Here is a 1,341-nt window from a genome sequence, read left to right on the forward strand (position 1 = left end):
GGCCGCCAAGCCCTCACCCACCCACGCCCACACCCAGGCCCCTACACCCCCAAAATACCCCCCCCACACCCACAAACCCCCCCCCCCACACCCCCCCGTGGCGGGGGCCCTGCCCCCGCAACACCCCCCCACCGGGGGGGGCGCGCGCCGTAGCGCCGGGCGCGCCCCGGCCCCCCCCCCGGCGCCGCCGGGGGGCCCCCCCGGGTCCCGGTGGCGTTCTCGCTACGGCTCACCGGGGCGGAGGGGTTCGGTCGGCCGCGGGCAGGTGGTGGTGCCGTCCTGCTGCCGCGGCCGGGCGGTCAGCCCAGGTTCCAGACGGAGGAGATGCGATCGTTCCATCCGCTGGGGACGAGGGTCGGGATGTCAGCGAAGGGCTGGACGAACAGGGAGCTGCCCCTGAAGTTGATGTGCTCGTAGTAGCGGACGGAGTTGTTCGTGCTGCCCATGGAGCTGATGACGTCGTTCCAGTCGTGCAGGTGGAGCGGGCCGTGGTAGACGCTGGTCAGGTCGTTGTGCGCCTGCCGGGCGCCGCACCAGAACCAGTCGCCGCCGTAGTCCACGTGCTCGAACATCTGGACCTGGCCCTGCGTCGCAGGGCGGGGGTCGGCCGCGCGCAGTTGCGAGGCCGCCCACGCCGCGCCGTTGAGCGCGCTGTCGTCGGTCAGCGCGACCAGGCGCTCGCTGCCGTAGATGTAGGTCAGCGGACGGCCGTCGAACCGCGACAGGTCGCGAGGGTCGTGTTCGACGCCGTCCACGACCACCGCCATGGCGGGCGCAGGGTGGGTGATGGGCTGGGTCGAGACGGCCGCGGGCCTGCTCAGCGCCTGGGCGGCGTCCATCTGGATGGGCGGGGCGGAGCGCGGCGCGTTGACGGCCTCGCTGACGAGCGCCTCCAGCGTGGTGATGCCCCGGTCGCGGAGCAGCGCCAGCACGTCGCCCTCGTTCAGGCCGCCGACGTGGTCGGAGAACTCCAGGAACCGCTCGATCTGGCGGCGGGCCGGGGTCGCGATGCTTGTCACGGGTTTGCCTCCCCCTGTTAGTGGTGCGAACTCCTTCATGGTCGGGCGGGGCGGCGGCCCGGGCATTCCCCAGTGTTGGGGATGGCGTTCATGGTCAATGCCGCTATGAGCATCTTGGGCGCGGCAAGTGCCGGGCTTGATCGGCTGTTGGGCTCGCGGCTCATATGGTCCGGACATGCTTGGAGACACCGCTGGGGCGGACGCGGCCGCACCGTGGGGCGCTGCGGGGATATCGTTGATCGGCATCGTGGTGCTGGGGGCCTGCTCGGCGCTGATCCGGGGGCGGACCCGGCGGCGCGCCGCCCGCCGGGAACGAGCCCGC

General features: G+C 72.9%; 1 protein-coding gene. It reads right to left on the reverse strand.

Annotated features, from left to right (window positions below; all coding sequences use genetic code 11):
- Nucleotides 1–299 precede the first annotated feature (299 nt).
- Nucleotides 300–1,019, reverse strand: a complete 720-nt coding sequence (locus ACWDX9_RS63365) for a hypothetical protein (protein WP_449973462.1) — start codon at nucleotides 1,017–1,019, stop codon at nucleotides 300–302.
- Between the last annotated feature and the right edge of the window lie 322 nt (nucleotides 1,020–1,341).

The sequence above is a fragment of the Nonomuraea sp. NPDC003201 genome, from assembly GCF_053590415.1.